At 43.3% G+C, this 21,460-nt stretch carries 26 protein-coding genes; 17 read left to right on the top strand and 9 right to left on the bottom strand.

Going from position 1 to position 21,460, the window contains the following annotated elements; genetic code table 11:
- The first annotated feature begins 199 nt into the window (after positions 1–199).
- The gene (gene miaE, locus CWC29_RS10370; protein ID WP_138523168.1) at positions 200–982 is read left to right on the top strand and encodes a tRNA isopentenyl-2-thiomethyl-A-37 hydroxylase MiaE; all 783 of its coding nucleotides are present in this window, start codon (positions 200–202) and stop codon (positions 980–982) included.
- Between the two features lie 13 nt (positions 983–995).
- Here miaE and CWC29_RS10365 read toward each other — a convergent pair whose 3' ends face one another.
- Both CWC29_RS10365 and CWC29_RS10360 read right to left on the bottom strand, forming a co-directional pair.
- Positions 996–1,721: a UDP-2,3-diacylglucosamine diphosphatase gene (locus CWC29_RS10365; protein ID WP_138523166.1), complete on the bottom strand. Its 726-nt coding sequence runs from the start codon at positions 1,719–1,721 to the stop codon at positions 996–998.
- A gap of 58 nt (positions 1,722–1,779) precedes the next feature.
- Positions 1,780–2,274 (bottom strand): peptidylprolyl isomerase, encoded by a 495-nt coding sequence (locus CWC29_RS10360; protein ID WP_010371206.1) that lies wholly within the window; start codon positions 2,272–2,274, stop codon positions 1,780–1,782.
- Positions 2,275–2,473: 199 nt separating this feature from the next.
- On the opposite strand from CWC29_RS10360, the gene cysS reads away from it, so the two are divergent.
- Complete coding sequence (gene cysS / locus CWC29_RS10355; RefSeq protein ID WP_138523164.1) at positions 2,474–3,853, top strand: cysteine--tRNA ligase; 1,380 nt, start codon at positions 2,474–2,476, stop codon at positions 3,851–3,853.
- A 201-nt stretch (positions 3,854–4,054) separates the two neighbouring features.
- Entirely contained in the window at positions 4,055–4,951 is an 897-nt protein-coding gene (locus tag CWC29_RS10350; protein ID WP_138523162.1) for a mechanosensitive ion channel family protein, read from the top strand.
- Positions 4,952–4,985: 34 nt separating this feature from the next.
- On the opposite strand, the gene CWC29_RS10345 is transcribed toward CWC29_RS10350, so the two are convergent.
- The 4 genes from CWC29_RS10345 to CWC29_RS10330 form a co-directional block, all read right to left on the bottom strand.
- Positions 4,986–5,807, bottom strand: a complete 822-nt coding sequence (locus tag CWC29_RS10345; RefSeq protein WP_138523160.1) for a mechanosensitive ion channel domain-containing protein — start codon at positions 5,805–5,807, stop codon at positions 4,986–4,988.
- 17 nt (positions 5,808–5,824) lie between these two features.
- Positions 5,825–6,505 (bottom strand): LrgB family protein, encoded by a 681-nt coding sequence (locus CWC29_RS10340; protein WP_209319126.1) that lies wholly within the window; start codon positions 6,503–6,505, stop codon positions 5,825–5,827.
- Between the two features lies 1 nt (position 6,506).
- Positions 6,507–6,875 carry a CidA/LrgA family protein gene (locus tag CWC29_RS10335; RefSeq protein WP_138523159.1) on the bottom strand — a complete coding sequence of 123 codons (369 nt, stop codon included), beginning with the start codon at positions 6,873–6,875 and terminating at the stop codon, positions 6,507–6,509.
- A gap of 115 nt (positions 6,876–6,990) precedes the next feature.
- Entirely contained in the window at positions 6,991–7,788 is a 798-nt protein-coding gene (locus CWC29_RS10330; RefSeq protein WP_138523158.1) for a crotonase/enoyl-CoA hydratase family protein, read from the bottom strand.
- 191 nt (positions 7,789–7,979) lie between these two features.
- On the opposite strand from CWC29_RS10330, the gene CWC29_RS10325 reads away from it, so the two are divergent.
- The 3 genes from CWC29_RS10325 to CWC29_RS10315 are packed head-to-tail and all read left to right on the top strand — an operon-like array spanning position 7,980 to position 9,604.
- A complete protein-coding gene (locus tag CWC29_RS10325) occupies positions 7,980–8,297 on the top strand; it encodes a DUF440 family protein (protein ID WP_128726435.1) in 318 nt (105 codons plus the stop codon).
- Between the two features lie 17 nt (positions 8,298–8,314).
- Positions 8,315–9,142: a DUF481 domain-containing protein gene (locus tag CWC29_RS10320; protein WP_128726436.1), complete on the top strand. Its 828-nt coding sequence runs from the start codon at positions 8,315–8,317 to the stop codon at positions 9,140–9,142.
- A 12-nt stretch (positions 9,143–9,154) separates the two neighbouring features.
- Positions 9,155–9,604: a hypothetical protein gene (locus CWC29_RS10315; protein WP_138523157.1), complete on the top strand. Its 450-nt coding sequence runs from the start codon at positions 9,155–9,157 to the stop codon at positions 9,602–9,604.
- 32 nt (positions 9,605–9,636) lie between these two features.
- On the opposite strand, the gene CWC29_RS10310 is transcribed toward CWC29_RS10315, so the two are convergent.
- Both CWC29_RS10310 and ygfZ read right to left on the bottom strand, forming a co-directional pair.
- On the bottom strand, positions 9,637–10,122 hold the full coding sequence (locus CWC29_RS10310) for an FKBP-type peptidyl-prolyl cis-trans isomerase (RefSeq protein ID WP_138523155.1): 486 nt from the start codon (positions 10,120–10,122) through the stop codon (positions 9,637–9,639).
- A gap of 11 nt (positions 10,123–10,133) precedes the next feature.
- Positions 10,134–11,045 (bottom strand): CAF17-like 4Fe-4S cluster assembly/insertion protein YgfZ, encoded by a 912-nt coding sequence (ygfZ, locus tag CWC29_RS10305; RefSeq protein ID WP_138523153.1) that lies wholly within the window; start codon positions 11,043–11,045, stop codon positions 10,134–10,136.
- Between the two features lie 160 nt (positions 11,046–11,205).
- Between ygfZ and CWC29_RS10300 the strand changes: the two genes are divergently transcribed.
- Positions 11,206–11,457, top strand: a complete 252-nt coding sequence (locus tag CWC29_RS10300) for an FAD assembly factor SdhE (protein WP_128726439.1) — start codon at positions 11,206–11,208, stop codon at positions 11,455–11,457.
- Between the two features lie 40 nt (positions 11,458–11,497).
- A complete protein-coding gene (locus tag CWC29_RS24095; protein WP_328820776.1) occupies positions 11,498–11,851 on the top strand; it encodes a protein YgfX in 354 nt (117 codons plus the stop codon).
- 56 nt (positions 11,852–11,907) lie between these two features.
- Here the strand turns inward: CWC29_RS24095 and nadB are convergent, their stop codons facing one another.
- On the bottom strand, positions 11,908–13,509 hold the full coding sequence (nadB, locus tag CWC29_RS10290) for an L-aspartate oxidase (RefSeq protein ID WP_128726441.1): 1,602 nt from the start codon (positions 13,507–13,509) through the stop codon (positions 11,908–11,910).
- A 296-nt stretch (positions 13,510–13,805) separates the two neighbouring features.
- Between nadB and rpoE the strand changes: the two genes are divergently transcribed.
- From rpoE to recO, 9 genes are read left to right on the top strand one after another with little or no spacing between them, the layout of a single operon-like run.
- Positions 13,806–14,387, top strand: coding sequence for an RNA polymerase sigma factor RpoE (rpoE, locus tag CWC29_RS10285; protein ID WP_010371267.1), 582 nt, complete (start codon positions 13,806–13,808; stop codon positions 14,385–14,387).
- 1 nt (position 14,388) lies between these two features.
- Positions 14,389–14,997 (top strand): sigma-E factor negative regulatory protein, encoded by a 609-nt coding sequence (locus tag CWC29_RS10280; protein WP_128726442.1) that lies wholly within the window; start codon positions 14,389–14,391, stop codon positions 14,995–14,997.
- Positions 14,998–15,948 (top strand): MucB/RseB C-terminal domain-containing protein, encoded by a 951-nt coding sequence (locus CWC29_RS10275; RefSeq protein WP_128726443.1) that lies wholly within the window; start codon positions 14,998–15,000, stop codon positions 15,946–15,948.
- Positions 15,945–16,403, top strand: coding sequence for a SoxR reducing system RseC family protein (locus tag CWC29_RS10270; protein ID WP_138523149.1), 459 nt, complete (start codon positions 15,945–15,947; stop codon positions 16,401–16,403). Before CWC29_RS10275 ends, CWC29_RS10270 begins: the two co-directional genes overlap by 4 nt.
- A gap of 59 nt (positions 16,404–16,462) precedes the next feature.
- A complete protein-coding gene (gene lepA / locus CWC29_RS10265; protein WP_128726445.1) occupies positions 16,463–18,250 on the top strand; it encodes a translation elongation factor 4 in 1,788 nt (595 codons plus the stop codon).
- A gap of 12 nt (positions 18,251–18,262) precedes the next feature.
- Positions 18,263–19,198 carry a signal peptidase I gene (gene lepB / locus CWC29_RS10260; protein ID WP_010371286.1) on the top strand — a complete coding sequence of 312 codons (936 nt, stop codon included), beginning with the start codon at positions 18,263–18,265 and terminating at the stop codon, positions 19,196–19,198.
- A gap of 2 nt (positions 19,199–19,200) precedes the next feature.
- Positions 19,201–19,878, top strand: coding sequence for a ribonuclease III (gene rnc / locus CWC29_RS10255; protein ID WP_010371291.1), 678 nt, complete (start codon positions 19,201–19,203; stop codon positions 19,876–19,878).
- The gene (gene era / locus CWC29_RS10250; RefSeq protein WP_128726446.1) at positions 19,868–20,767 is read left to right on the top strand and encodes a GTPase Era; all 900 of its coding nucleotides are present in this window, start codon (positions 19,868–19,870) and stop codon (positions 20,765–20,767) included. The genes rnc and era overlap by 11 nt, the downstream gene beginning before the upstream one ends.
- Positions 20,768–21,460 (top strand): DNA repair protein RecO, encoded by a 693-nt coding sequence (recO, locus tag CWC29_RS10245; RefSeq protein WP_128726447.1) that lies wholly within the window; start codon positions 20,768–20,770, stop codon positions 21,458–21,460. It abuts the gene before it with no gap.

The raw sequence follows: 21,460 nt of genomic DNA, 5'->3' as shown, positions 1-21,460 counted from the left end.
TCAAATATAGGTTTGTACTATTTTTGTACAATTCAATTAAGTTATGAGAGATGAGTTAATTTTTGTCAAGAAAATGTAGTTGAATAGCAATATTACTATTTTCAGAATGATCTAAAACTTCTTGGGGAATAGCCTTGTGGTGCACCTTGCAGCGAGAAGTTATGATAAAATGGCGCAAACACATTAGTCTTTTGTTGTTATGTTAGAAAAGTACACAGATTTACTTACGCCTATTAACCAGTTTTTGGGTTGTGAAACCCCGCAAGCTTGGATTGAAAAAGCAAAGCAAAGCGAGCACTTACCATTATTGCTTATCGATCATATGCATTGTGAGCTAAAAGCGGCACAAAGCGCGGCCTTCTTAATTCGCAAATATGCAATAGATGATGCGTCTGCAAAAACACTGTTAAGTTGGTTGCAACCTTACGAAGATTTTATTTATCGCAGTGTTGGTGATGGCGAGTTTTCAGGCAGTAAAAATGAATTGATAGGTGAGCTAACTGCACGACCTGAATATGCTTACAATCAAGATATTTTGAGTAAGATGGTGAGGCTTATTAAAGAAGAGCTACATCACTTTGAACAGGTGCTAGAAATCATAAGGGCACGTGATATTCCTGTTGAGTACGTACAAGCATCTCGCTATGCGTCTGGAATGATCAAACACATTCGCACTTATGAACCCGCAGCCTTGGTTGATAAACTGATCATTGGTGCTTACATTGAGGCTCGTTCATGTGAACGTTTCGCTAAACTTGCGCCACACTTAGATCAAGAAATTGCTAAGTTTTATGTGTCGCTATTGCGCTCAGAAGCCAGACATTACCAAGACTATATTGATTTAGCGCATCAAGTTGCCAACGCAACCGATCCTAAGCGCTGTGACGTAGTTGGGCGCATTCAACTATTTCAGCAAGTGGAAAACGAGCTTATCAGCTCACCGGACCCCGATTTCAAGTTTCACTCAGGTGCGCCTATTTAATTAAGCACTACATTTATTCAAAAGGATGGCAAAGGAGCTGCTGTTTACCGCTTTCGTCAACGACGATATATGAGCTTTGTGAATACCAATCGCCAAGTACAGTACGTACCTTGCCATCTTGGTAGGTGTGCACTTCTGGTCTGTGGGTGTGGCCGTGGATCATATTGTTTACGCCATGTTTTGCGAACATGTCTGCCACCGCTTCTTCGGTGACATCTAAAATCTCGAGGGGCTTGCCTTTTTGGTTTTCAATGCTCTTACGTCTTGCATTTGCAGCGACTCTGCGACGATACCAAAGTGGCATAGCAAGCATCAGTCTTGGCCACCACCAACCGCGGCTCTTCTTACGAAACTTTTGATAGGCTTCGTCTTGTGTACACATCTCGTCGCCGTGCAAAATCACCGTCGGTGTGCCGTATAGATCTATTACCGCTTGTTCAGGGAGCAAAGTCATTTGGCATTCGTCAGCAAAGGCTTGTTTGATTAAAAAGTCACGGTTACCGTGAATAAAAAATACTTGAATGCCAAGGTGACTCAAGCTTCGCAGTTTTTGTGCAATACTTAGGGCGTAGGGGTCTTTTTCATCGTCTCCAATCCACACTTCAAAAAAATCACCCAGAATATATAAAGCGTCGACATCAGCGGTCATATGATGGTCGAGAAAAGCGAAAAATGCGTCGGTGATATCAGTGCGGTGCTCGGTTAAATGCAAGTCGGCGATAAAATAGGTTTTACCCATGGGACCTCAAAACTAATAAGGCCAGCATAAATACTGGCCTTGAATAAAAAGTAGGATATTACTCAGCAACGTATGCTTTTTCGATGATCACATCTTCAAGCGGTACGTCTTGGTGGAAACCAGAAGAACCAGTAGCAACACCTTTAATCTTATTTACAACGTCCATGCCTTCAACAACTTCGCCGAATACACAGTAACCCCAACCTTGCGATGTTTCGCTAGAGAAGTTAAGGAAGTCATTGTCGTTAACATTGATAAAAAATTGTGCAGTTGCAGAGTGTGGATCTGGCGTACGTGCCATTGCTAGGGTACCCACTTTGTTTGCAACACCGTTGTTTGCTTCGTTTTTGATCGGTGCTTCAACTGGTTTTTGTTCCATACCTGATGCAAATCCGCCACCTTGAACCATAAAGCCGTCGATTACACGGTGGAAAATAGTACCGTTATAAAACTCGCTGTTTACGTAGTTTAGGAAGTTAGCTACCGTTTCAGGCGCTTTGTCAGCGAAAAGATTAATACGGATTTCGCCGTGATTTGTTTCTAAAACAACCATGTTAGTGTCCATCGTGTTGAATGATAAAAGCCTATTTTATATCAACTGGGCTTTTGTGAAAAAGCATTCCTTGAAAATCTGCGTAAAAAATCAAAAAACTGCTGTAATTCGTTATTAAAATCTAGAGGCGCTGCTATGCAGGTGGTATGATTAAAAGCACTTTTGTTAAAAAATGAACCGTACTTAGGAAGAAAACTACATGTTGCAGATTTTCAACACACTCACTCGCCAAAAAGCCCCTTTTAAACCGCTCAAAGAAGGCAAGGTTGATATGTACGTGTGTGGTATCACTATCTATGATTTCTGTCATGTAGGACACGCACGCACTTATGTTTCATTTGACGTTATGAACCGTTATTTACGTTATTTAGGTTATGACGTCACATATGTGCGTAATATTACTGACGTGGATGACAAAATCATTAAACGCGCCGCGGAAAACAACGAGTCGATTAATGACCTAACGGTTCGTATGACTAAAGCCATGCATGAAGACTTTACCGCATTGAACATGTTACCTGCGGATATTGAGCCGACTGTAACAGGGCATATGGACGAAATCATCGAGATGATCGCGCGCTTGATTGAAAAAGGCCATGCTTACGTTGCGAAAGACGGGGATGTATTGTTTGATGTCTCAACGTTTGAGCAATATGGTCAGTTATCTCAGCAAGATTTAGAAATGCTACAAGCGGGTGCGCGCGTTGAAGTAGCGCAAGACAAAGATGATCCACTCGACTTTGTATTGTGGAAAAAAGCCAAAGCGGGTGAGCCTGCATGGCAATCTCCGTGGGGCGAAGGTCGTCCAGGTTGGCACATTGAATGTAGCGCAATGAGTTCAAAGCATTTGGGTGAATTTTTTGATATTCACGGTGGGGGGTCAGATCTGCAATTCCCGCACCATGAAAATGAGATTGCCCAATCTTGCTGCGCAAATAACGGCCGTTATGTGAACACTTGGATCCACACCGGCATGGTACAAGTTAACAAAGAGAAAATGTCTAAGTCTCTTGGCAATTTCTTTACCGTACGTGAAGTGCTTAAAGCCTTTGATAGAGAAACAGTACGCTATTTCTTGATCAATGGTCACTATCGTAGCCAGCTAAACTACTCACAAGAAAACCTTGAACAAGCACGTTCGTCGCTTGAGCGTATTTACACTGCGCTACGTGGCGTTGAGCTAGTGGAAGTCGAACTGAAAGGTAATGCTTACGCTGAACGTTTTGAGACAGCAATGAACGACGACTTCAACACGCCAGAAGCACTGCCAGTGATTTTTGAATTATCAAAAGAAGTGAACCGCTTAAAAGATAGTGACGCAAAAGCCGCTGGTGAGCACGCATTTATTCTTGTGAAACTGGCGGAAATCTTGGGTATTGCACAGCAAGAGCCTGAATCTTTCTTACAAGGTGAGCAAGACGACGACGAAGTAGCGCAAATCGAAGCATTGATTGAAAAGCGTCGCAGCGCTCGCGAAAATAAAGATTGGGCCGCAGCGGATGAGGCGCGTGATGCGCTAACTGCCTTAGGCGTTGTTTTAGAAGATAGCGCGGGTAAAACGACTTGGCGTAAAGCTTAATAAAAATGGCGTATATGTAAAATAAAAAAGCCTTCACAACACTGTGAGGGCTTTTTTATTGCCTTTTATCCACAAGTGAAGAGCTAATACTAAGTACTCTTAATACTTGCTCAATTTGAAGGAGCAAAGTAGATATAAAAACTTGTAATGAATAAAAATGGCAGACACACTTAACTTCACGAGATAACAAAAAATAGAACCATGATAAAAGCACCAATAGATATAGACGTAGATATTCCGTGGCTTGACCAAAAGCTATTTTCATTAGGTAAATTTTCACTAGAGGTGGGAGAGGCACTCTCCTTTATCGCTGTGATCGTTGCGACTTTGGTGATCTCTAAGATCCTGCGACTAGCATTTAATCGTCTCGCTTCAAGACAAGGGGTGATCCAGCATACTTCCGCCTATGTGATAGGCAGGATCATTCACTACATCGTGTTATTTATTGGTCTTATTATTGCTCTGACCGCCTTAGGTTTTGAGATAACTGAGCTGGCGCTTGTGGCCAGTGCACTTGGCGTTGGGATTGGTTTGGGGCTACAGGGTCTCGTGAATAACTTTGTTTCTGGCCTTGTGTTACTGCTAGAGAAAACCGTCAAAGTTGGGGACTTTGTTGAGCTGACCAACGGGGTGGTGGGGGAAGTTATAGCCATTCACATGCGCTCAACTTGGATCCGTACAAATGACAACGTCGACCTGCTTATTCCAAACTCGGAAATGGTGTCAAATACAATTACCAATTGGACAATGTCGGACAAATATCGTCGTTTCCGTATTCCTTTTTCAGTAGCCTACGGTAGCGACAAAGAGAAAGTGAAGCGTGCCGCATTGGAAGCGGCCAAAAATGTCCAATACACCTTGAATACGCCGGGGCGAGAAGCAACGGTATGGATGACCGGGTTTGGTGATAGTAGCTTGAATTTCACGTTAGGGGTTTGGGTGCAACCTGAGCAGGTAAAGCGGCCAACAGCACTGGTTTCAGATTACCTTTGGGCTATTGATGATGCCTTTCGAAAATATCAAATCGAGATCCCGTTTCCACAGCGCGATCTTCATTTGCGCAGTGGCTTTTCTATGGAAAAGCCTGATGAAAACTGAGGGTAGAATAACGGCTAGGGTACTAGCCGTTTGCTCACTGAATGACTTTAACCACTCGTTGCGGGAATGGAATCTCGATTTCCGCATTTTTAATCGCGGCAAACACCGCTTTATTCACTTCTAATTTAGTTTCGATAAGTGACGTAGTAGGCACCCAGTAGCGGTAGCTCAATATCACTGCGCTGTCGGCAAACTCCTCAATTCCGACTTGAGGCTTAGGGTCTTGACTGACTTTAGTATTGTCAGCGAGTACCTGATTGATAAGTGTTAATGCGCCTTGGTGATCAGCATCATAGGCTATCCCTATCTCGCCTTTAACCAGAGAGTTTGCAAACGAGTTATGGAGAATTTCTCCCACCACATGTTTATTGGGAATAGTGATCTCTACCTTGTCTTCGTTGATGAGCGTGGTATGTCCAAGCTCAATCATTTTAACTTGGCCGTTAACACCTTTGATACTGATGGTATCGCCAATCACAAATGGGCGGGTAGCGATGATTGCAAGCCCTGCGCCGTAGTTTGCCAGCATCCCTTGTAGCGCAAGACCAGCACCTAGAGACGCAGCCCCGATGGCGGCGACAAATGGTGTGATACTGATGCCAACCTTGCCAAGAGAAATAATCACAAACATGGCAATAATCAGCACTTTGATCACATTGCCAATAAAGTTGGTTAAAGCAGGATCGATATTGTGTTTTAGCATCAAGTTTTCAGTCGCTTTAGACAGCTTTCTTGATAACCACAAACCGAGAAGGAAAATGAATATCGCAGCGAGTAGTTGGAAGCTGTACGTCACCAGATACTCTCGAATAATGTTGTAATAGTGTTCTATTTGCTCGATTTCTTGATTGATCACAGTCGTATCCCGAGTTATTAAATTAGAGTAGCTAACCAATGATAAAACAAAGGCACCCAAAGTGCAGTTATCATGGCGGTAATTGTCATCGCCGCTGAAGCAAAAGCACCAGCCAAGGGATGATGTTCTATCGCTGTGGCTGTGCCGATGGCATGGCAGACAACACCAAGCGCTGTGCCTTTCGCTTGCATAGGTTCGACTTTACACCAGTGCAAAATATGTAGTCCAAACACACCACCAAATACACCAATCAATATCACCATAATCGCTGCAATAGCGGGGATCCCCCCGAGATAATCACTAATGAGTAGGGTGATTGGTGTTGTAACCGACAGAGCCGCCATTGAAGCTGAAAGCTGCGGATCGGCTGCAAAAAACTGGCAAATAAGAAAAGCGCTTAACGTAGACAGTGAAACACCCAACCAACTAGTTAAGCATAGAGCAAAAAATACCGGTTTAATTTGGTGAAATTGTTTATACAAGGGGTAGGCGAGTGCAACTACTGCTGGCTCTAACAAGTAATGAATTGGTAGCGTTGCTTGTTGATATACCTTGTAGTCAAATTTCGTGAGTAGCAGACATGCCGAAATGGCCAAAATGCAGATCAGCACAGGGTTTAATATCGGTACGGAGATGCGCTGATATAGTTTGCGAGCACTAAAAAATAACAGGACGGTGAGCGCTGACGCCATAATCATATTAATCACGAAACTTGATGCTCTTAACGATAGGGCTTAACAATATAAGACTTATTGTTGGTACACCAATTAGCAATAACAGTAGCATAAGCCAGTGGGATTGAAACAAACTAAGATGTTCTACCAAGCCCACTCCCGCTGGAATAAAAAACAGCGCCATATATTTTAAAATGGGCTCAGCTGCGGGGGCTAACCATTCTACTTTAATGACTTTTGTTACAAGGAGTATAACAAGAAACACCATGCCAAGTAGGGCGGCTGGGATCTGTAAATCACTAAGCTGAATTATCCATTTAGCGCTGAAGAGGCACGCCAAAATGATGGCAAAGCCTAGTGCAAATCGTAATATCAACTTCGCTCTGTGTACCATTAAATGTAAATCCTCAGCGCTACAGTGGCTCTAGCATGTATGTTGACGGTTAATTGTACGCCTTCGTATTGCGATGGCCATTATACTTTTGGGCAAATAGGCATTCAATCAAGCGTTACCATTTCATGCGAGGCAAAAATGGCTTTTTATTCTCATCTGCTAGAGAGGCATTTTTCATTGCAATTTTGGTATTTTTAGCCGCGAGTAATTTGATTTGTGACCAAGTTTCTAACCATAGCAGTTTACGGGCAGGTTGGTTGTAGGCTCGATTATACACTTTTTTTATTGCTGCAATGGCATCTGGCGAGCGAGCGGTAAATTGAGTGAGTAGTTCTGAGAGTCTAGCGTCAACATCATCACAGAGCTCGGTAATGAGACCATCCTTTAGTGCTTGCAGGGCGTCTATTCGCTGTGCATGGATTGTCATCAGCAGTGCCTTATCCTTGTTCATTGTGGTAGGCAAAAGCAAGCTGCCGCCCATATCAGGGCAAAGTCCCCATTTGGCTTCCATAATGGCAAACTGCGCACTGCTTTCGGCTAAACGAATATCTGCACCTAATGCAATATGACAGCCTCCACCTAAACAGTTGCCCGTGATCTTGGCTATAACAGGAACAGGCAAAGCTTGCCAGCCAAGTACGACTCTTTGTACTAAGTTAGCATTGCCGGGTAACCACTTTTTAAGTAGCTTGATGATCCCAGAAGGTTTGTTAAGCACGCTTTTTACATCTAGACCTGCACAAAAATGTGCGCCTTCACCTTGGATCACAACAGCTCTAATTGATTTATTTTTTCTAATTTTCTTTATCGCGTTATCTAAACCAACAAACATTTCAACAGACAGCGCGTTTTGTTTTTCTGGTCGAGATAAGGTCACAAATGCGATGTTGTTTGCTTCGGAAAATAAAATCATGATGAGATGCTCCCTGCGGTTTTATGCGATAGTTTTAGAGTAATAACTTAAAAGCGACGTAACATTCAACTTTTAACGATAATTTGTTCGTCATTTAGCGTTATTTTCTGTTTGATTATCGCGACTATGTATTTATGTTTTACCTCATTTTGCTATTATTGCGCCAACTTTAAAACAATAGGCTAGCGTCCATGACAGCAAGACTTTGTAGCATCGAAGAAGCCACTCACCAAGCATATGATATCTTCCTTGAGTTGGCTCCTGATAATCTTGAAGAACACGATATTAATATGTTCAACGAACATCGCGAAGATCGTGGCTTCATTGAAGAAAGTGAGCCGGATGATAGTTGGTCGAACATAACCGCGTATGAACAAGAAGCGGAACCGGAACACTTCATTCAGGTTCTGGTTGGTATCGAGTTTGATGACTCGGATCAGGTGTACGCAAAAATTCTAATTAGCAGAGATTTAGATGCGCCGTTTTGTCATATCATTTGGAAGCAATAACCGGAAAGTAGTTGTCAGTGCCATTTTTTAGAACTTTCGCCTTACTTGCAATTGGCTTGGTTTCGCAACCAAGCCAAGCTACGGATCCATTCGAAGATTTTCACGAATATGGCAAAATGCCCGATGATGAAATTCATCAAAAACACAAGGGTGAAATGCTTTACGGTGACGTTGAATTTGGCTTTATCGTCAACAAAGGCAATACGCAAAATACGTCATTTAAGTTTAAAAGTAATCTTTACCAAGATTTCCCCAAGTGGCGTAATCAATTTAAATTTAATGGCCTTTATCGCCGCGAGCAGGATACGGAAGCGGATGTCGAAGATGTCTCAGCGTCGCGTTACTTTGGCTCAGCGCAAGGGAACTACAAGTTAGGGGATGATAACGCCTCGTTCTTTATGTATGGTGACTACGAGCGTGATAGATTCAATGGCAAGGAATACACCACGACATTTGCGCTAGGTTATGGCAACCGTGTATACGAAGGACGAAAGAACACGGTAGATATTGACATAGGTCCAGGTATGTCCATCTCCCGTCTGGATAATGAAGTCGAGCTTGAAGCGGAAGAGGATAGAACGGAAAAAGGCCAGCTTTTGCGAATGGCATTGCAATGGGAAAGAAACGTTTCAAAGCGCACCCGCTTTAATCAAGATATCAGTTTTGAGCGCTCACTATCAGGTTTAAACTCGAGACTGTTTGCCGAATCTGCACTAGTAACACAAGTGATAGGCGGTATTGCGTTGAAATTTGCGTTTATTTACCGTTATAACTCGCAGCCAGAAGATGAAAAAGAAAAAGTAGACACCGAGCTTGGTGCTACATTAGTTTACAGCTTTGATTAAAGAAGACTATCGATGTATAAAAATACACAATTTGCATGGGTTATATGGTTGTTTCTAGCCTTTATCGCCAGTTTTACCGTATTGGCAATTTTTCTAACAGGTAGCAATCTCGCTTTTGTTAGCTTTTTGGTGATCCTAGCGATTGTTGCCTTTATCTTTTATGGTTTAACTATTCAAGTGAACCAAGAGCAACAAACGTTAAGCTGGTGGTTTGGACCTTCAGTCGCTAAAATGACCTTAAAGTTTGACGATATCGACTATGTTCAACCTGTGACTAATTCTTTACGCCATGGCATTGGCATGCGGATCAGTACAGATGGTTGGGTATACACAGTTGCTGGGTTTAAGGCGCTTGAAGTGGTGATGAAGGACGGAACTAAATATCGTTTAGGCACCAATGATCAAGAAAATTTGGTTTCGGCTATGGAAAGTAAACTTAAACAAGAAAAAAGCGCTGAATGATCAGCGCTTTCTATTGGTCGTTCGACTAATTCTTAGTGGTCGTGGCCACAACCACCTTCGCCATGAACATGGCCGTGGGTAACTTCTTCAGCTGTCGCTTCACGTACTTCAAGCACTTCAACGTCAAAATTCAGTGTGATCCCAGAAAGTGGGTGATTCGCGTCAACAATGACTTCTTCATCTTCGATACCGATGATCACAACGATTTGGTCGCCTTCGTCGGTGGTAGCTCTAAATTGCATACCCACTTCGATTTCCATGCCTTCAAACATAGATTTAGGAACCGCCTGAGTCAGTTCGTCAAAGCGTTCACCATAGCCTTCTTGTGGCTCTATGGTCACGCTGAAAGTGTCACCAGCTTGTTTGCCTTGTAGGGCATCATCAAGACCTGGGATCAGATAGCCTGAGCCAAGCATCGCTATCACTGGCTCATCATCAAATGTGCTATCAATCGTATTGTTGTCTTTGTCTTGAACTGAGTAGTGGATTGTCACTACCGAGTTAGGGCCAATAATCATATAAGATCCCGTTAGTTGTCTTCTAAAGAATAAGGTAGAGGTTGAATAGTAAGGCTCACCTCTGGTGAATTTTTTGCTCTTAGCACCGCGTCTTGTGGTGTGTCATTTGGCATCACAGCCAGCGCGTAATAACGGCCGCTGTTAGCATCAAAGGTTTGTTGAATAACTTTGCCACCACGGCGCCAGTTGTCTTCAATCTGCAGTTCAATGTCAGCTTCCTCAATGTGCTCTGCAGTGTTGCCTGTCACTATGTACATAGCACGTTTGTTTTTACCAAGATAGCGCATTCGAGCTACGGTTTCTTGACCAGTATAGCAACCTTTCTTAAAGCTGATCCCCTTAAGGGCTTGAAGGTTAACCATTTGTGGCACAAATTCATCCACGTGATCAGCATCAAGACTTGGCTCTCCTGCTAAAATGCTGGCCGCAATAAAGGGAGCTGGATTGCTTTGTTGTTCTACGTCCGCGGGTAAACTTGCGCCTTCGAACGCGATGAAAGCAAAGCGCTCGTCTGTGAGTTTTAACAGTTTGCCGTTGGTAACATCAACAGCACTTGCGTCAGACGAAAGCTCAACACCAAAAGCTTTGACAAGCGCTTCACTGTCTTGAGTGATTAAGCCAAAGACTTGGCAGTCAGCAAAATCTATATCAACTTTAGCAAAAACGCCGTACTTTTTTAGCTCACGAAGTGATGCTTCAGCTTCAGCAACACCTGCAAGCATCAAATAGTCGCCTTGATATTGAGTTAAGCGCGACACAGACCAAAGCTTGCCTTTAGGACTGCAATGCCCAGACCACATAAAATTATCTTCTTTGATAAGGTTGATGTCTTGAGTAACCTGACCGTGCAAATAGCTAAGTTTATCTTGTCCTGAAATGCGAATAACTTTGAACGGAAGCGAATAAGCACGAGCAATTGACATAATGTTGATCCCTATTAAAGTGTTTTCGTAATGTTACCGTAAAATCATAAGTGGAGATAGGGACGGGTGATTTCAATGTGCCATTTCTATAAGTTTTATGGCATATGTCCTGCGCAGTGGGTATAATTTTCTCAATAGTTTATGAGGGGTTAATCAGTTTATGGTTGAGTTACTGCCTAAAGCTCGAGTTAAATGGGCTTGCCGTCGTGGCATGTTAGAGCTGGACGTTATTTTGGGGCCGTTTGTTGAGCAGGCTTATGACGCGCTTTCCGACGAAGGTAAGTACGTGTTTCAGCGTCTAGTTACCTGTGAGGATCCAGATTTATTTGCTTGGTTTATGGGTCATGAAGAATGTCCAGATCCAGAGCTAAAACGTATGGTGAAGTTAATCCTTGATCGGATCCGCGTATAGAATCGACTTTCAACACAATCTTCAGAACCACACCTTCTTTGTGGTTCTTTTTTCTTGTCTCGCTTTTATCCTTTTTCTACTGTTTCCGATGCTGTCGTGGTTAGTCGCAATCGTGTCTGCCGTTACTGGTTATTGCAGTTGGCGAACAGTTCTATCTCGTACGCCAAGGGAGGGTACTGTACTCATGCTCCCGAAGGAAAACTTTGTTGAAATACAGTCGCAAACGATAAATTTCAAAGGGCAGCTTATTGGTGCCACCATATGGTTTGACAGTCAAATTGCGCTAAAAATCATGGCTTCGAACCAAGCTAAGCAGCAAATATTTTTGACTCGGCGGGCAATACCTGAAGCGGACTGGCGTTTACTTTGTCGCACTGCACTTCAAGCGAATTAAAAACATGAAGAGAGCATGGCGATAAAAATCAGCACATGCTCTACATTCAAATATTATTATTTTGTCGGTGACAAAACGGTGGGGGTGGGGTTTTCAGCCATGTCTGGGAAGTCAATGGTGTAGTGAAGTCCGCGACTTTCTTTACGTTCTAACGCGCTGCGAATAATAAGTTCAGCTACTTGTACTAAGTTACGTAATTCAAGCAGGTTGTTACTTACTCTAAAGTTGGCATAATAATCGTGGATCTCTTGCTGCAATAACTCAACACGGCGTAGCGCACGTTCTAACCGTTTAGTTGAGCGAACAATGCCAACATAATCCCACATAAACAATCTAAGTTCATGCCAATTGTGGGTGATCACAACTTCTTCATCCGAGTCGCTGACACGGCTTTCGTCCCAATCTGGTAACGTAGATGGCTCAGGACGTTTATCAATTTTAGCTAAAATATCTTTTGCGGCAGCGTGAGCAAACACAATGCATTCTAATAATGAGTTACTCGCCATGCGGTTTGCGCCATGTAGACCTGTGTAAGCCACTTCGCCGATTGCATATAGATTGTCGATGTCAGTACGACCGTTAAAGTCAGTCATCACACCACCGCAAGTATAATGCGCCGCCGGTACTACGGGGATTGGCTCTTTAGTGATATCCAAACCAACACTTAAGCACTTAGCATAAATCGTAGGGAAATGCTCAATGATGAACTCTTTGTCTTTATGAGAGATATCCAGATAGACACAATTTGCACCCAATCGTTTCATCTCATAGTCAATGGCACGGGCGACTACATCGCGAGGGGCGAGCTCTTCGCGCTCATCGAAATCAGGCATAAAACGTGTGCCGTCAGGACGTTTAAGCAGAGCGCCTTCACCACGCATGGCTTCGGTTATTAAAAAGTTTTGTAGCTCAGGATGGTATAAGCTGGTCGGGTGAAATTGGTTAAACTCCATGTTTGCTACCCGGCAACCCGCGCGCCACGCCATTGCGATGCCGTCACCAGAAGAAACATCTGGATTTGAGGTATATAAGTAAACTTTACTTGCGCCGCCAGTCGCTAAAGCGACAAACTTGGCCGAGATACTCTCAACTCTATCTGCTTTGCGATTGTAGACGTAAACACCTTTAATATCGCCGGAGTCACCATGTTTATCTTTAATGAGATCGATAGCATTGTATTGCTCTAGTATATTAATTTTTGGGTGTAACTGTACTTGGCTAATTAATGTGGTTTGAACGGCTTTACCTGTTGCATCAGCTGCGTGCAATATACGGCGATGTGAATGCCCACCTTCGCGGGTTAAATGAAAACGTTCTTTGCCTTTGCTATCCACTTCCATATCAAATGGTACGCCTTGTTCAATCAGCCACTTCAAGCAATTTTTTGCATTTGATGCGGTATAGTGCACCGCATCGCGGTCACATAAACCAGCTCCCGCCGCAAGCGTGTCTTCGACATGAGATTCAATACTGTCATTTTTCTTATCGAATACTGCGGCAATGCCACCTTGAGCATAAAGCGTGGAACCCTCTTTTAATGCTCCTTTGCTTATTACAGTAACTTTACAGTGGTTTGCTAAAGAGAGCGCAAGAGAGAGCCCTGCAGCGCCACTGCCAATAATGACTACATCAGTATTGTGGTGAGTCGTATTTTTCATATTCGAAGATCTTTACTGTTTTTGCGTTTAATTCTGCTATTTATACCACATCTGCTATCATAGAAGGCAGAGAGTTTGTTCCGTTTAATGAGAATCATTTAGAACATTTTGTGTGACTGCTAATGGAATAATGCTAAAAAGCAGCCAAGAAATAGTACGCAAAGATGGATGAATTCGTTTATTTTAAAAAAAAATACAAAAAAACAGAACTTTTTATTCAGTACTAAGTCAGAGTAGCTGTGAATGATGGCAACTAGATACGATTTAGAAAAGCAAAAAGAGGAGTACCGGCTCGAATGAGCGAGCAGGATTTAGATCTAGATATAGTTAAACGCGTTCAACAGGGAGATAAAAACGCATTCAACCTGTTAGTTGCCAAGTATCAAAACAAAGTCGCAGCGCTGATTTCTCGTTATGTAGCGAATCAAGGCGATGTGGCAGATGTGGCACAGGAAACGTTCATTAAAGCTTATCGAGCGTTACCTAACTTTAGGGGCGAGAGCGCATTTTATACTTGGTTGTATAGAATCGCGGTTAACTGTTCAAAAAATTATTTGGTGGCGCTCGGTCGAAAGCCGCCAGCAAACGACGTAGATGCGGAAGAAGCAGAGTTTTATGATGGTGCAGACCAATTAAGATCGAATGCTTCACCGGAAAATCTATTGTTAAGCGACGAAGTGAAAGCAGTGATTTTCAAAACTATCGAGCGCTTGCCTGATGACTTAAAAACCGCAATTACTTTGCGTGAAATTGAAGGCATGAGCTACGAAGAAATAGCTGTCATTATGGATTGTCCGGTTGGTACAGTTCGTTCGAGAATTTTTCGCGCAAGGGAAGCGATAGATAACAATTTGAACCCATTAATAGGTGAGTCTTAATATGGCACAAGCTGAAAAACAAGTGACAGAAGATTTAATGACATCGCAAATCTTTGACGGTGATCTGTCACTCAACGCTGAAACTGATGTTCGTTTAGACGAACAAAAGTTTGCTCGGTATGCCTTGATTGGTGATGTAATGCGTAGTCAAAAGCAAGACACACCTTGCATCGATATCACCAGCAGCTTTGCAGCGGCACTTGAACAAGAGCAAACATATAGTGAGCCGTCCGAGCAAGTGAAAGAAACGACGCCTAAGAGCAATGTGATTGAGCTAAGCGCTTGGCGTAAGCCATTTGCACAAGTAGCTATTGCAGCAAGCGTGTCGCTATTCGCTGTACTAGGTGTTAATACGTTAAGTACAGACGCAACTATACCTGCAGGTGAGACGTTACAGTTACAATCTACTCCTTTTGCCGGAGGTGTTTCTCCTGTGAGCTTATCAACTGAGCCTGCGCTTGAATCAGCGGCTAAAGGCATTAGAGAGTTACAGCAACAGCGCATTGGTGCATTGGTTTTAGAGCACCAAAGACAATCTCGCATGGCGTATGCGCTGCAGCAATCTGGTGAAAACAACACCGCTGAAAAGCAAGAGGAAAAAGAGCAATAAATGAGAGCACTGTTAGTTGTAGTAAGTGTATTTTTCTCTAGTTGGCTGTGGGCAAATGAAAGCGTATCAGCCAAGCAACTGCTAAAAGATATGGCCGAGGCGGTGCATCAAAGAAATTTTGATGCGTCGTTTGTGGTGGTGAAAGGAAAATCTATGGAGCCTTACCGTTGGCTTCATGGCAACCAAAACGGAACTGAATTTGAGCTTTTAAGTTTGCTCAATGGTGCTGGTCTTGAAATGATACGCGTTGGTGACAAAGTGACTTATTTTGAGCCAAAGTCAGAGCCTTACACCATCCAAACAGACTCGATAGCAGGTCCTATTCCCGAAGTTTTATTCAAAAATATCGACAGCCTCAAAGAAAGCTATGATTTTGTCTTAGGTGGCAAAGGTCGGATTGTTGATAGACCTGCTCAGCTTGTCAGACTAGAAGCAAAGGACGACGCTAAGTACAACTACTGGTTGTGGATCGATACAGAGTCATCTCTGTTACTAAAATCCGCTTATGTAAACCAACAAGGCGAGTTACTAGAACAGCTTCAGCTTACCCATATCAGCGTGACAGAAGCCCCAGCTGAGCAATTGTTAGAACTGTCACAAAAGCAGTTTCCTGAAGCTGTTTCAGGGTTATTAAAGACCCTTGAGAACGGCACAAAAAACAACTGGCAAATTGGTTGGTTACCTCAAGGCTTTGAGCTGCTAAAATCCGACAGACATAAGTTAGATTTAAACAATGAGCTGGCAGACTACTACTTGTTTTCTGACGGCCTTGTTGATATTTCGGTATTTGTACAACGTCCTTTACCGGGTCAGCGCCCAAGTGGCGCGCTCTCGTCAGGTGCGACAACAGTGTACGTACACAACACAGGTGCATTTGATGTATCTGTAGTTGGAAATATTCCAGCAATGACCGCAAAAGCAATCGCTGAGTCTGTGAAAAGACCTTTATGATAGAACAAACTCTGACAGTTGCCGCTATAAAAGGCGCAACTGTCTTTTTAGAAGCACAGCCAAAACTCGCTTGTGAAGGCTGTAATGGCAAATGCGGCTCCCAAGTATTCGCCAAACTCTTTGGCACCCACAAAAAACAATTCCGTGTAGATTTGACGGAACCTGTCGAAATTGGCCAAAAAATTAAGTTGGCATTAGACGACTCTAATGTGGTGAAACATGCGTTTTATGTTTACATGATGCCATTACTTTTTGCTTTTGCCGGCATGTTTATCGCAGCCCTCGTGCTGGGTCTTAATGAACCTTTACAGATCCTCTTCGCATTTATGAGTGCAGCATTAGGTTTATTTTTCGCCAGAGTTCAAGGGGATAAGCTCAAACATCAGGTAAAAGTGATAAAAATTTACCCAATTAGCCTACCAATAACGCAAATAGATGGTGATTGTACTAAATAAAATGTAAAATCGAGCCCTTAATCTCTATTTGTGACTAACAGAAGTATTGAATCCAGTATATGAAGCATATCCGTAACTTTTCTATTATTGCCCACATTGACCATGGAAAATCGACGCTATCAGACCGCTTAATCCAAGTTTGTGGAGGTTTAACAGACCGCGAAATGCAGCAGCAGGTACTGGATTCGATGGACATCGAACGTGAGCGTGGCATTACCATCAAAGCACAGAGTGTAACACTTAACTACCAAGCAAAAGATGGCGAAACGTATCAGCTAAACTTTATCGACACTCCAGGACACGTTGACTTCACTTATGAAGTTTCGCGCTCTCTTGCCGCTTGTGAAGGTGCGCTATTAGTGGTTGACGCAGGTCAAGGTGTTGAAGCACAAACGCTAGCGAACTGTTACACAGCACTTGAGATGGACTTGGAAGTTATTCCAGTTTTGAACAAAATTGACTTACCACAGGCCGATCCGCTTCGCGTAGCAGAAGAAATTGAAGATATCGTCGGTATTGAAGCATTAGAAGCGGTGCGTTGTAGCGCTAAAACAGGTATCGGCATTGATGAAGTACTTGAAGTGATCGTACGTGATATTCCGCCGCCAGAAGGTGAGCCAAATGCGCCACTACAAGCACTGATTATCGATTCATGGTTTGACCCGTACCAAGGCGTAGTTTCATTGGTGCGTATTAAAAACGGTGAATTGAGAGCGGGTGAGAAGATCAAGATTATGTCTACAGAGCAAGCTCACCAAGTAGACAAGGTTGGTATCTTTACACCAAAGCAGACCAATACCGGAGTGTTGAAAACGGGTGAAGTAGGTTTTGTTATCGCAGGTATCAAAGACATCCATGGCGCACCTGTTGGTGATACCATTACTATGGCTCGCGATTCCGCAACAGACCGTTTGCCTGGTTTCCAGAAGGTAAAACCTCAGGTATATGCGGGAATGTTCCCAATTTCATCTGATGATTATGAAAACTTCCGCGATGCACTGAATAAATTAAGCCTAAACGATGCATCATTATTTTTCGAGCCTGAAAACTCGACGGCACTGGGTTTTGGTTTCCGTTGTGGCTTCCTTGGTATGCTTCATATGGAGATCATTCAAGAACGCCTTGAACGTGAATATGATATGGATCTTATTACCACGGCACCAACGGTAATCTATGAAGTAGAAACTAAGCACGGTGTGGTGAAAATCGATAATCCATCGGATTTACCTCCAGTAAACGACATTATTGAAATTCGCGAACCAATTGTTGAAGCAAATATTCTCGTTCCTCAAGAATATTTAGGTAACGTTATTACGCTGTGTGTTGAAAAACGTGGTGTGCAAACCAAGATGACCTATCACGGTAAGCAAGTAGCGTTAACCTATGAATTGCCAATGTCAGAAGTAGTGATGGACTTCTTTGATAAGCTGAAGTCGACCAGCCGAGGCTTTGCATCACTTGACTACAACTTCAAGCGTTTTGAAGCATCAGACATGGTGCGTGTTGATATTCTGATCAATGGCGATCGCGTTGATGCGCTTGCAATAATTGTTCACCGCGATGGTTCACAAACACGTGGCCGTCAGTTAGCTGAAGCGCTGCGAGAATTGATCCCTCGCCAAATGTTTGATATTGCTATTCAAGCTGCAATTGGTAATCACGTTATTGCGCGTAGTACAGTTAAGCAGTTACGTAAAAACGTAATCGCAAAATGTTATGGTGGTGACGTGAGCCGTAAGAAAAAGCTACTGCAAAAGCAAAAAGAAGGTAAGAAGCGTATGAAGCAACTTGGTAACGTTGAAGTGCCACAAGACGCATTCTTAGCAATATTGAAAGTAGGTAAGTAACAGGAAATACAAATGGCAGGTTATTTTTCAATTTTATTGGTGCTACTCACGGTCGGTTCTGGCCTTATTTGGTTGATCGATCATTTGGTGTATGCACCGAAAAGACAAGCTAGGCTTGCTATTGCGCAAGGTGCGTCTGACACTCAGTTAGATGCCGACATCATAGCGGAAATAGCACCTGAACCTGCCATTGTTGAAAACGCGAAATCTATTTTTCCTATGATTGCCGCAATCACAATTTTCCGTTCGTTTATTTTTGAACCGTTTCAAATTCCATCAGGCTCAATGATGCCAACCTTATTGGATGGCGATTTTATTCTAGTGGAAAAATATGCTTACGGGATTAAAGACCCTGTGTGGCGCAGCAAAATCGTCGAAACGGGCACTCCAGAGCGCGGTGATATTGCAGTGTTCAAGTTTCCGCTAGACGAGCGTATTGATTTCATCAAGCGTATTGTTGGTTTACCGGGTGACCACATTGTTTATCGCAATCGTCAGCTTTACATTAAGCCTAAGTGTGAAGACGGGCAGAGCGAAGCGAATGGCTTAACGTGTGGCGAATATAACAAGATTGATGTAGACATTGTAAATCGTGACGAATTTACGCAAGGCCCAATGCAGTTAGTGCGTCTAACAGAGCATTTGCCAAATGTAGAACATGATATTTTAATTAATCCTGAAGTGTTAGAGTTAACAGATCGCTACTATCAACAACCAGGTACTCGCCGCGATGAGTGGGTTGTACCAGAGGGAAGTTATTTTGCGATGGGTGATAACCGTAATAACAGCCAAGATAGCCGTATGTGGGGTTTTGTACCTGATGAAAACTTGGTTGGAAGAGCGGTATTTATTTGGTTAAGTTTTGATTTTGATAATGGCCCAGACAGCATTTTGCCAGGGTGGGTTCCAACTGGTGTTCGTTTTGAACGCCTAGGTAGTATTCAGTAAAAATGAAAAGAAACGTAGAAGAACTTTATAATAAAATAGGGTACAACTTCTCTGATAAGGCGCTGCTTGAGCAGGCTTTGACGCATCGCAGTCACAAAGGCCAGCACAACGAGCGTCTCGAATTTTTGGGCGACTCTATTTTAAGCTTTGTGATTGCAAATGCTTTGTATCACAAGTTTCCAAAAGCGCGTGAAGGTGATTTAAGCCGCATGCGCTCAACGTTAGTGCGTGGTCAAACGCTGGCGGAATTCGGTGTGGAATTCGCGCTGGGTGATTATCTGCGCCTAGGTCCAGGTGAGCTAAAGAGCGGCGGTTTTCGCCGTGAGTCAACGCTCGCAGATGCAGTAGAAGCCATAATTGGTGCCGTTTTCTTAGACTCTGACATCGACGTGTGCAGAGATTTGGTACTAAGTTGGTACGAATCACGCTTAACTGCGATTTCACCTGGTCATAATCAAAAAGACCCGAAGACGCTGCTGCAGGAGTATCTACAAGCTCGAAAATTACCTTTACCGGGCTACACTGTAATAGATACCAAAGGGCAAGCTCACAACCAAACATTCACGGTCGAATGTATAGTGGAAGGGATGGAAAGTATAATTTCAGTAGGCAGCTCGCGACGTAAAGCTGAGCAAAAAGCTGCCGAAAAAGCGCTTAAGATATTAAAGAATGACGCTTGATACACATTGCGGCATGATTGCCATTGTCGGTAGACCTAACGTAGGGAAATCGACACTATTAAATAAATTGGTTGAGCAAAAGGTAAGTATTACCTCGCGTAAACCACAAACTACTCGTCACCGCATCATGGGGATCCATACAGAGGGTAACTATCAAGCGGTGTACGTTGATACGCCAGGACTTCATATTGAAGAAAAGCGTGCAATTAACCGGTTAATGAACCGAGCAGCATCAAGCTCAATCGGCGACGTTGAATTGGTTATTTTCGTTGTAGAAGGGACGCATTGGACGCCTGATGACGAAATGGTACTGGCTAAAGTTAAAGACAGCGGCCGTCCTATCTTGGTGGTGATGAATAAAACCGATCAGGTAAAAGATAAAGACTTGTTGATGCCGCATATTCAGTGGTTGAGTGAGCAGGGGGATTTTATCGGGATCGTACCTATCTCTGCGAAGCAAGGTAAGAACGTTGATATGATCAGAGAAGAAGTGCACAAGCGTTTACCTGCATGTGAATTCTATTTCCCTGAAGATTACGTTACCGATCGCTCAATGCGTTTTATGGCGGCAGAGATCGTGCGTGAGAAACTGATGCGCTTTATGGGCGATGAACTACCGTACTCGGTGACGGTTGAGATCGAGCAGTTTAAGTGGCAAGACAACGGCGTTTGGCAGATCAACGCGTTGATCCTTGTTGAGCGCGAATCGCAAAAACGCATGGTGATCGGCAACAGAGGCGAAAAGCTTAAAGTGATCGGCCGCGAAGCGCGTAAAGATCTTGAAAACATGCTAGACAACAAAGTCTATCTCGAATGCTGGGTTAAAGTGAAATCTGGCTGGGCTGATGACGAACGTGCTCTTCGTAGCTTAGGGTACGGAGAAGACTGATTGGATAGCGACTTTCGACGAGCCTATCTGTTACATCGCAGACCTTACAGCGATTCTCAGGTACTGCTTGACGTACTGGTCGAAGGCGTTGGACAACTCAAAATGCTTGCCCGAGTAAAGGGCAAGCAATCCCTCAAACATAATGCCCAGTTGCGGCCATTTTCATTACTTTTACTGCAATATGCAGGCAGATACGACTTTAAATACGTAAATCGTTTTGAACCCACGGACAACCAAGTCCAACTCGTTGGGCGGCAGTTATATTGTGGCTTGTATCTCAATGAGCTAACGCAACGCGTAGTACCAACTAACGAACCGCTAGAGCAGATCTTTGCGCTCTATCAGTTACATTTAATGCGTTTGGCCCAAGATGAAGATGTCGAGCCTATCTTACGCAGCTTTGAGTTGCAATTATTGGGTGAACTTGGGTTTGGTGTGGAACTGGAGTTTGACGCAGAAGGTAATCCAGTGAAGCCAAAAACCGCGTATAAGTATATATCTGAGTATGGTTTTATTGCAGTCGGTCGTGAACCTGATACGATACCGGGCAGTATGTTGTTGGCTATTGCCAATCAAGATTTCCAAGACCTTGCGGTGAGGAGGGCGGCTAAGCAATTAACACGAAGGTTAATGGCACCGCTAGTTGGTAAGCAAGGGCTGAAAAGTAGAGAACTATTTGTTTCAAAGAAATAA

This window comes from Pseudoalteromonas galatheae, from assembly GCF_005886105.2.
Taxonomy (GTDB): domain Bacteria; phylum Pseudomonadota; class Gammaproteobacteria; order Enterobacterales; family Alteromonadaceae; genus Pseudoalteromonas; species Pseudoalteromonas galatheae.
The sequence above is the reverse complement of the archived record's forward strand: the minus strand, read 5'-3'. Positions and strand labels throughout refer to the sequence as shown.

Bases quoted from the DNA above. Each gene is read 5' to 3' on its own strand.
- miaE (WP_138523168.1), top strand. From the start codon at position 200: ATGTTAGAAAAGTACACAGATTTACTTACGCCTATTAACCAGTTTTTG.
- CWC29_RS10365 (WP_138523166.1), bottom strand. From the start codon at position 1,721: ATGGGTAAAACCTATTTTATCGCCGACTTGCATTTAACCGAGCACCGC.
- CWC29_RS10360 (WP_010371206.1), bottom strand. From the start codon at position 2,274: ATGGTTGTTTTAGAAACAAATCACGGCGAAATCCGTATTAATCTTTTC.
- cysS (WP_138523164.1), top strand. From the start codon at position 2,474: ATGTTGCAGATTTTCAACACACTCACTCGCCAAAAAGCCCCTTTTAAA.
- CWC29_RS10350 (WP_138523162.1), top strand. From the start codon at position 4,055: ATGATAAAAGCACCAATAGATATAGACGTAGATATTCCGTGGCTTGAC.
- CWC29_RS10340 (WP_209319126.1), bottom strand. From the start codon at position 6,505: ATGATTATGGCGTCAGCGCTCACCGTCCTGTTATTTTTTAGTGCTCGC.
- CWC29_RS10335 (WP_138523159.1), bottom strand. From the start codon at position 6,875: ATGGTACACAGAGCGAAGTTGATATTACGATTTGCACTAGGCTTTGCC.
- CWC29_RS10330 (WP_138523158.1), bottom strand. From the start codon at position 7,788: ATGATTTTATTTTCCGAAGCAAACAACATCGCATTTGTGACCTTATCT.
- CWC29_RS10325 (WP_128726435.1), top strand. From the start codon at position 7,980: ATGACAGCAAGACTTTGTAGCATCGAAGAAGCCACTCACCAAGCATAT.
- CWC29_RS10315 (WP_138523157.1), top strand. From the start codon at position 9,155: ATGTATAAAAATACACAATTTGCATGGGTTATATGGTTGTTTCTAGCC.
- CWC29_RS10310 (WP_138523155.1), bottom strand. From the start codon at position 10,122: ATGATTATTGGCCCTAACTCGGTAGTGACAATCCACTACTCAGTTCAA.
- ygfZ (WP_138523153.1), bottom strand. From the start codon at position 11,045: ATGTCAATTGCTCGTGCTTATTCGCTTCCGTTCAAAGTTATTCGCATT.
- CWC29_RS10300 (WP_128726439.1), top strand. From the start codon at position 11,206: ATGGTTGAGTTACTGCCTAAAGCTCGAGTTAAATGGGCTTGCCGTCGT.
- nadB (WP_128726441.1), bottom strand. From the start codon at position 13,509: ATGAAAAATACGACTCACCACAATACTGATGTAGTCATTATTGGCAGT.
- rpoE (WP_010371267.1), top strand. From the start codon at position 13,806: ATGAGCGAGCAGGATTTAGATCTAGATATAGTTAAACGCGTTCAACAG.
- CWC29_RS10280 (WP_128726442.1), top strand. From the start codon at position 14,389: ATGGCACAAGCTGAAAAACAAGTGACAGAAGATTTAATGACATCGCAA.
- CWC29_RS10275 (WP_128726443.1), top strand. From the start codon at position 14,998: ATGAGAGCACTGTTAGTTGTAGTAAGTGTATTTTTCTCTAGTTGGCTG.
- CWC29_RS10270 (WP_138523149.1), top strand. From the start codon at position 15,945: ATGATAGAACAAACTCTGACAGTTGCCGCTATAAAAGGCGCAACTGTC.
- lepA (WP_128726445.1), top strand. From the start codon at position 16,463: ATGAAGCATATCCGTAACTTTTCTATTATTGCCCACATTGACCATGGA.
- lepB (WP_010371286.1), top strand. From the start codon at position 18,263: ATGGCAGGTTATTTTTCAATTTTATTGGTGCTACTCACGGTCGGTTCT.
- rnc (WP_010371291.1), top strand. From the start codon at position 19,201: ATGAAAAGAAACGTAGAAGAACTTTATAATAAAATAGGGTACAACTTC.
- era (WP_128726446.1), top strand. From the start codon at position 19,868: ATGACGCTTGATACACATTGCGGCATGATTGCCATTGTCGGTAGACCT.